This window comes from Bacillus cereus group sp. Bc010 (genome assembly GCF_027716745.1).
Classification (GTDB): domain Bacteria; phylum Bacillota; class Bacilli; order Bacillales; family Bacillaceae_G; genus Bacillus_A; species Bacillus_A pacificus.
In genome coordinates this window covers 182,722-190,465 of record NZ_JAQFUY010000007.1, presented here as the reverse complement: position 1 = coordinate 190,465, position 7,744 = coordinate 182,722, and the positions used below count along the sequence as shown (strand labels likewise).

Here is a 7,744-nt window from a genome sequence, read left to right as displayed (position 1 = left end):
TGACTAGCAGGGCTTACTGATATATTTAATTAACTTTCGTTATAATTGGTTAAATAAATCGTAACAGTTAGTTACCCCTTCTTTTTTCTAAATTTTAACTATTTTGTTTATAAAACACAATATAGATTTTAAGAAAAAAGGTGACATCCTTATGAATATGAACGATTTTCTACATATATCTATCACAACTCACAATATATCAAAGATTCAATAGAAAAGAGAGGCTGCCCAAAAGGACAACCTCTCTTTTCTTATACCAATTAAAATTTAAACTCTTGTCCAACTTCAAAGCTATCTTCTAATACAAGAATACCTTTTTCTTGTGGAGCATCTGGAAGCTCTAATTCACGTGCTGAACAAATCATTCCAGCAGAAGGAACTCCGCGAAGCTCAGCTGGCTTGATTAACATACCGCTTGGCATTACAGCGCCGATTTTTGCAACGACAACTTTTTGTCCTGCATCAACGTTTGGTGCACCACATACGATTTGTAATGTTTCTGTACCGATTTCTACTTTACAGATGTTTAACTTATCAGCATTTGGATGCTTTTCTTTTTCAGCTACATAGCCTACAACAAATTTTGGAGAAAGATCTGCTTCTACTGTTTCTTCAAAGCCGTTCTTCGCTAAAATTTCATTGATTTTTTCTACAAGCTCTTTCGTTAATGTAAGGTTACCTGTTTCTTTTACTTCTAAGTAAGAAGATGCATTAAAAATGTTGAATCCTGCTGTTTCGTTGCTTTCACGGTCATATACGCGTGCAACATCTCCTTTGCGATCAAAAGTACGGTTCTCTAAAGTAATATCTTGTAAGGCAACAATTAGAGTGTCACCAATTCCTTCAAGGTTGTAAAAAACGTTCACTTCGTTCATCCTTTCTCTTTTCCATCTGTCTTCTTCCGATTCTTCGCTAAAATAAAGATTGGTTCAAAGTCCCCATCTTCATATACGAATGAAAGTGATGTAATCGGAACATGCCCTTCGGCAAAAAATTTCATTGTCATTTGTGCAATAATATCATAACCGATTTCGTTGACGATATCAGCAATAATTAACACATCTTGGTGAGGAACAGCAACAACCATGTCACCAGAAATCTTTTCGCGCATCGATTGTAGTAACGATTCGTTTAAAATACGAGTCGCATCATACCCATCATTTGTGTTTAAAAAGTAGAATGTATTACCTGCTACTGTGTCTTGTTTAAATTCATAACCTAATGAGCGAGCGTTGAATAATGCCATTTCACGCACTTGTTGCTCTGTAAGCCCTAATTTTTGTAATAAACGCTCGTCAATGAGACGATATGTTTTATTCGAATCTAGCGCATAGTAAATACGTGTTTCCGCCGTATGATCCGTCATAATAAACGGATTTCCTTCTTCTGCTTGTTTCGGGAAAGAAGTAGAGCGAATAACAGGTAAAATTTTCGCCGCGCTATTTTCTTCCTTATGCATCGCAATTAACGCTTCTTGTACGTAATAGGCAACCTCTTCAATCGCCTTTTCTTTATTCACTTCCCATTTTGCTACAACTCCTGGAAGCGATACGTTAATACCTTTTTTTGAGTCTTTCTGTTCTATACGTAGAACTTCTTTCTCACTATCATACTGAAAGTCCCATTCCGGGCGAGATAATCTCTTCATTAACTCGTCTTTCATCTTTTTACTTGTCATCTTCATCTCTTTTTCCTCCCTTCCAAAAAAATAACCTCCCCCGCGAAGGTAGAGGTTGTTTTACAATTCAATTGGCAAATTGCCTTATTTTAAACCTTCAATGAACTCTTCGATTTGTTCTTGTGTTTTACGATCTTTGTTTACATAGCGACCTGTTTCTTCACCTTTATTGTACGCTACAAAGCTCGGAATGCCAAATACGTCTAATTTTACGCATAGATCAATAAACTCATCACGATCTACATAGTAAAATGAGAAATCACTATATTTCTCTTCTACTTCTGGCATAAATGGATCTACGAAGCGGCAGTCTGGACACCATTCTGCTGAGAACATAAAGATTACATTCTCTTCATTTTTTAACTCTTGGAATTGCTCCATGCTTTCTAATGATTTCATCTATATTTCCTCCTCTAACGAGTGCATTTTTTCATGTTATAATCTTTCTTTTATACTACCATACATCGCGCACGGTGCAAGGTTTATGCTTGCTTTTCATCATACTTATATTGCCCAACAAGTAACTTAACAACGTGTACAAATAATTCCGTACGGTCCACATAATCATCCGTAAAAATACCGATCGCACCTTCATGACTACGAATATCTTTTCTCTGTACAAACTCTTCCATCACTTCACTTAACTCCTTACCACCTTCAAGAGGTGCTAAAAAATCATCTGGTAACGTAATACGTGCCCCGCCGGCAACGAATGTTTTACCATCACTTGTTGCTAGCGCGCCCCAATTACACATAAATAAACCGTGCTCTGTTTTCATTACGCCGCCTTCTAGTCCAATGCCAATTTGAGCTTCCCCTTCCTCTAGTGCTTGCTTCGCTCTATTGATCGCTCCTTGCATCGTCTCTTCATCTGAAAATGGCTGGTTTGCTACCCCTGAAGGAACAGAAAGAGATGTAATTGTAGCACCTTTCCAAACCTTCTCCACAGCTCCAACCTTCGTTTTATTCTTAGATCCAACTACTACTTTCATTTCATTCACCTCTATAAAAATTTATCATTTTCCCTTAATCAAATTGTTCTTTATACACGAATGCACGGCCACCACACATCGCTTGTTTGTCTCTTCACTCTAAAAAAGAAGAGTTTTTCTCACAACATTGCGGACCTCGAACCAAAAAGCAACCTTACTCTCACTTCCTACCCGGGGTTTTAATCCCCCGTGCAAGAATCAATTAAGCACTAACCACTACCATACATCGCTCGAGCATCTATTCAACCTAAAAAAAGAAGGGTTTTTCGCCCTTCTTCTCTACGCGTTATTCTTAATTGTCTCTAACGTCGTTTTATCCGTTGCTCTTACAAGCTTCGTAATTAGCTCTTTTGCTGCCGCATAATCATCCACATGTAAAATAGAAGCATGTGTATGAATGTAACGTGCGCAAACACCAATTACTGCTGATGGGATACCTGAGTTACTTGTATGTACACGGCCCGCATCTGTACCACCTTGCGAAATAAAGTATTGGTACGGAATGTTATGTGTTTCTGCTGTATCTAAAATGAATTCGCGCATTCCTCTATGCGTTACCATCGTACGGTCATAAATACGAAGAAGAGCACCTTTTCCTAATTGACCGAACTGTGTTTTGTCACCAGATGCATCGTTAGCTGGGCTTGCATCAAGCGCATAGAAAATGTCTGGTTGAATCATATTTGCAGCAGTTTGTGCACCGCGAAGACCAACTTCTTCTTGTACAGTCGCACCAGAGTATAATGTGTTTGGTAATGTTTCGTCTTTTAATTCTTTTAATAATTCGATTGCAAGGCCACATCCGTAACGGTTGTCCCAAGCTTTCGCCATAATTTTCTTTTCGTTTGCCATCGGCGTAAACGGGCAGATTGGCACGATTTGTTGTCCTGGTTTTACACCAATCTCAATCGCATCTTCATAGCTATCTGCGCCTATATCAATTAACATATTTTTTATATCCATCGGTTTTGCACGTTGCGCGTCACTTAATAAATGAGGAGGAATAGAACCAACAACCCCAATAACAGGGCCATTCTTCGTCATAACTTGAACGCGCTGAGCTAATAGTACTTGGCTCCACCAGCCGCCTAAAGTTTGAAAACGAAGCATTCCGTTTTTCGTAATTTGCGTAACCATGAAACCTACTTCATCCATATGACCTGCTACAAGAACACGCGGGCCAGTTTCATCCCCTTTTTTCAGACCAAATACGCTACCTAAACCGTCTTGTACAATTTCATCTGCATATTTGCTTAATTCTTGCTTCATAAAACGGCGTACATCATGTTCGAAACCTGATGCACCTTGTAATTCTGTTAACGTACGAAATAATTGTAATGTCTCTTTATTCACGAAGTCCCCTTCTTTCAAACCTTAGTAGAATACCTCTTTTATTGTAACGAAATTTTCGAAATGTTTCTAGTTTCTTCTTTTTTAGCTGTATTTGCTTTATAATTATTATCGGTACACTATTTTTATTTTATAGAATTGAGGTGAATATATGAGCTGGAAAGGTTTAGTAGCAGGTCTTGGCGTTGGTTTCGCAGCTGGTTATCTTGTTGCAAACAAAGTACAAGAACAATCCCATATTTCTTCAGAAAAAGCATTGAAAATGGTAAAACAAGCATTAAGTCATAAAGGTGAAATTACTGGCTCTTGGGTACATATGGTTCCAGAGACATTTGAAAAATATGATGTCGCGTATGAAGTGTATCGCGGCGGTCTTACAACGATGTTAAATGATATACAAGAACGATTTGAATTTTTAGTTGATGCTAAAACAGGTACTGTTTTAGAGGTTATAGCAGCATAAACAGGAGGGTTCCCATTAGGTGAACCTCTTATTTTTTAATTGCAGATAATGATTGAAATTATATCGGCGATTTTTCGAATATATCGACTGCAACTCCAAATATATCAGCGATTTTTCAAATATATTGACCGTAACTCAAATTATATCAGCGATTTTTCAAATATATCGACTTACCGACAAAAAACGACAACAAAAATGAGACTGCTCCAACAGACTGCTGGAACACCCTCCCATTTTTATGCTTCTATACCCGTTTTCCGTTCTATTTTTTCTACGATATGACCTTCCTCATTCCACTTTACTGCGCGATAATACGCGTCATGATAAAAAGTGAACCAAGCATCGTTTTCAGTGCCATACTTCATCCACTTTTGCTTATTTTCAATGGATGTCATCGGATAATCATCATAAGCCATTACCCATAATACATTTTGATGGGCGTGCGTCGGCAATAAGTCTGCTAAATGCAGCATTGTTTCTCCTTTGCTTTCTAAAGCGATAACTGCATGTCCATCACTATGACCGCCTGTATGTGCCATTTTTATTTCATCTGTAATTTCTATTTCTTGCTGAAACGTAATAACTTGGTCTACAATCGGCTCCCAATTTTCCTTCCAATATGTATTACGGGATCTAATATTTGGGTTCCTCATTTCATGCCACTCTGTTTCGCTTACGTAAACTTTCGCATTCGGAAAAGCTGGCGCAAGGTGACCCCCTTCCCATTTTGTTAAGCCGGATGCATGATCAAAATGAAGATGCGTCATTAAAACGTAGTGGATATCCTCAGGCTTTAATCCTAGTTTTTCTAATGACTCATAAACCGATGATTCTTCTGTTACACCTTGGTTTCGCTTCATTTTCTCACTCAATTTACCGTTTCCTATTCCGGAATCGATGAGCATGTTGCCATCTTTCGTTTGTAAAAGTAACGGATCTGTTCGTAAATAAATATGATTTGTATCATTATGTTTATATTTACGTGACCAAAGTACTTTCGGCACAACTCCAAACATTGCTCCTCCGTCTAAATGTGTGTTCCCACCTTTTAACCACGTCACTTTTATATCTCCAACTTGTAACTGTTCCATTTTTCATCCCCCTTTTCTTTTAATACTAACATAAAATTCTGATTATTTTAGATACAAAAAACCTATGCATTACTGCATAGGTTCTGTACGATATTTTGCTTCTACTCGGTAAATACGATGACCTTTACTAGAGAATTTCTCTTCGTACTCAGTCATAATGTTACCTTCAAAGTCGCTGTTATGAAGATCTAAGCTTAAGTAAGTTAGTAACATACCATACTCCGCCATACTCATAAGAGAATATTCAAATAAACCTTGGTTATCTGTTTTGAAATGAATTTCTCCGCCTTCTACTAACACTTCTTCATAATTGCGTAAAAACGTTTTGTACGTTAAACGACGCTTCGTATGACGTTTCTTTGGCCATGGATCTGAGAAGTTTAAATAAACGCGATCAATCTCACCTTTTGCAAAGAAAACTGTTAAATCTTCAGCATCTTTATTAATTAACTTTAAGTTCGGTAATTCTTCTTCAATTAATTTATCAAGTGCGTCTACAACAACACTTGTGAATTTTTCAATTCCAATATAATTAATATGTGGATTCGCTTTTGCCATATCATACATAAAGCGGCCACGACCTGTACCTACTTCGATGTGAATGGGTTGCTCATTTCCAAATACTTCTTTCCAGTTACCAGCGCGCTCCTCTGGGTTTCCGATTACGATATGTGAATACTCATTAATTCGATCCATTGCATATGGTTTATGTCTTAAACGCATAGATGTTTCCCTCTCTTTACATAGCTATTTTAAAGGAATAATTCCTTCTTTCTGTTTTTAATCAATCTACCAAACAAAAAACCAAGTACGTACGAGCACTCGGTCCGTTTCTTTCAAGTATAAGATGTACCATTTTGATAAAAACTACATACAGCATTAAACATTCCATGACGAAACAGCTTTTTCTCTTACTTTTCTAAGAAGAGAAAAACAATCGAAAGGATGATCCGTTCATGCCAATTAATCAACAACATCAATTAGAAGTGCTGAAAGATATTTTAGTCAATCACCAAAGTGATTGTTGCGGGACAGTTTCTGAATGCGAGCAATTAGAGCGTCTCATTCAATCGTTACTCGCAAACGATAATATAAGTAGTGACGCTAAAGCAATGCTAAACGATGTATATTCTTATAGTCAATCGGGTAAATCTTCCTCTAATTTGGACAACCACATTTCCAATAATCAAGAACAACTTACTCAGTGGATTGCTGGAATGGACAATTTTTCTTAAGTATTACTCTGAAGCAAGTAGTTGCTGTAAATATTGATGCCAATATTCAGCTTCTGCTTGCTGCTTTTTTGTTGTATGCCATTGAATAGACAAAATCGTTTGTGCTATCACATACCATCTCATACGTTTAAGCAGCGATTCATCCATTTCAATATCATAGTAACCGAGCCACTCACTCCATTCTTGGCGCGGAATGTACCAATATAATAACATACCGAGGTCTAGAGCTGGGTCAGCAATTACAGCTCCATCCCAATCAATTAAAAACAACTCATCTTCATCCGACAATAGCCAATTGTTATGGTTTACATCACAATGGCATACAACGAATTCATTGTATTCAATATCTTTTAATGAATCCATTAAATATTGAAGACCTTGCTGAATTGTTTCCTCATCCCTTATATCTCCTCTTAAAACAAGTTGCAGCTGTTGTAATAACTCTTGTGCGTGAAGCGGCTGCTTCCCAAGTCTTTGAATCATCTGCACGAGTGCTTTAGAGGAGTGTATTTTCTTCAAAAGTTTCGCAACACGTTCTAGTTTCATATCCTCTGGCTCTAGCTTCTGTCCCGGAAGCCATTTTTGAGCAGAAATTACATCACCGTTCGTTACCCTTCTTGTCCAAAGTAATTTTGGAACAATTCCTTCTGCTGACAATACCGCTAAAAAGGGCGATGTATTCCGCTTTAAAAATAACTTCTGTTGTCCGTTTTGCGCAATATATGCATCGCCCGTTACTCCACCAGCCGGTACAAGACTCCACTCTTTTCCTAATAATTGTTCCAACCATTCCATATTCATTACCCGTTAACAAATCCTTATCTTTTATAGTTATGAAAAGAAAAACCGCAACATTTCTACACATGTTGTGGATTCATATATATTTTACTGTAAATGAAAAGAAAACTTGGCATAAGCCAAAAACTCTCTATTTT

At 37.4% G+C, this 7,744-nt stretch carries 10 protein-coding genes; 2 read left to right on the top strand and 8 right to left on the bottom strand.

Annotation, left to right across the window (positions count from 1 at the left end):
• Positions 1 to 260: 260 nt before the first annotated feature.
• The 5 genes from ytpR to PDQ68_RS11630 all read right to left on the bottom strand — a co-directional run bounded on the left by ytpR (position 261) and on the right by PDQ68_RS11630 (position 4,023).
• Positions 261 to 875: a YtpR family tRNA-binding protein gene (ytpR, locus tag PDQ68_RS11650; RefSeq protein WP_001006759.1), complete on the bottom strand. Its 615-nt coding sequence runs from the start codon at positions 873 to 875 to the stop codon at positions 261 to 263.
• Positions 872 to 1,684, bottom strand: coding sequence for a DUF1444 domain-containing protein (locus tag PDQ68_RS11645; protein WP_000784613.1), 813 nt, complete (start codon positions 1,682 to 1,684; stop codon positions 872 to 874). The genes ytpR and PDQ68_RS11645 overlap by 4 nt, the downstream gene beginning before the upstream one ends.
• A gap of 78 nt (positions 1,685 to 1,762) precedes the next feature.
• Positions 1,763 to 2,077 (bottom strand): thioredoxin family protein, encoded by a 315-nt coding sequence (locus tag PDQ68_RS11640; RefSeq protein ID WP_000838188.1) that lies wholly within the window; start codon positions 2,075 to 2,077, stop codon positions 1,763 to 1,765.
• Between the two features lie 83 nt (positions 2,078 to 2,160).
• Positions 2,161 to 2,670, bottom strand: coding sequence for a DUF84 family protein (locus PDQ68_RS11635; RefSeq protein ID WP_016718693.1), 510 nt, complete (start codon positions 2,668 to 2,670; stop codon positions 2,161 to 2,163).
• Between the two features lie 279 nt (positions 2,671 to 2,949).
• The gene (locus PDQ68_RS11630) at positions 2,950 to 4,023 is read right to left on the bottom strand and encodes a M42 family metallopeptidase (RefSeq protein WP_001031515.1); all 1,074 of its coding nucleotides are present in this window, start codon (positions 4,021 to 4,023) and stop codon (positions 2,950 to 2,952) included.
• Positions 4,024 to 4,171: 148 nt separating this feature from the next.
• Here PDQ68_RS11630 and PDQ68_RS11625 point away from each other — a divergent pair, with 148 nt between their 5' ends.
• The gene (locus PDQ68_RS11625; protein ID WP_000118543.1) at positions 4,172 to 4,483 is read left to right on the top strand and encodes a PepSY domain-containing protein; all 312 of its coding nucleotides are present in this window, start codon (positions 4,172 to 4,174) and stop codon (positions 4,481 to 4,483) included.
• A gap of 236 nt (positions 4,484 to 4,719) precedes the next feature.
• Here the strand turns inward: PDQ68_RS11625 and PDQ68_RS11620 are convergent, their stop codons facing one another.
• Both PDQ68_RS11620 and trmB read right to left on the bottom strand, forming a co-directional pair.
• On the bottom strand, positions 4,720 to 5,574 hold the full coding sequence (locus PDQ68_RS11620) for a YtnP family quorum-quenching lactonase (RefSeq protein WP_061183152.1): 855 nt from the start codon (positions 5,572 to 5,574) through the stop codon (positions 4,720 to 4,722).
• 69 nt (positions 5,575 to 5,643) lie between these two features.
• A complete protein-coding gene (gene trmB, locus PDQ68_RS11615; RefSeq protein ID WP_001239380.1) occupies positions 5,644 to 6,297 on the bottom strand; it encodes a tRNA (guanosine(46)-N7)-methyltransferase TrmB in 654 nt (217 codons plus the stop codon).
• A gap of 233 nt (positions 6,298 to 6,530) precedes the next feature.
• Here trmB and PDQ68_RS11610 point away from each other — a divergent pair, with 233 nt between their 5' ends.
• Positions 6,531 to 6,809: a YtzH-like family protein gene (locus tag PDQ68_RS11610; RefSeq protein WP_001122234.1), complete on the top strand. Its 279-nt coding sequence runs from the start codon at positions 6,531 to 6,533 to the stop codon at positions 6,807 to 6,809.
• 3 nt (positions 6,810 to 6,812) lie between these two features.
• Here the strand turns inward: PDQ68_RS11610 and PDQ68_RS11605 are convergent, their stop codons facing one another.
• Positions 6,813 to 7,610: a phosphotransferase family protein gene (locus PDQ68_RS11605; RefSeq protein WP_001055736.1), complete on the bottom strand. Its 798-nt coding sequence runs from the start codon at positions 7,608 to 7,610 to the stop codon at positions 6,813 to 6,815.
• Between the last annotated feature and the right edge of the window lie 134 nt (positions 7,611 to 7,744).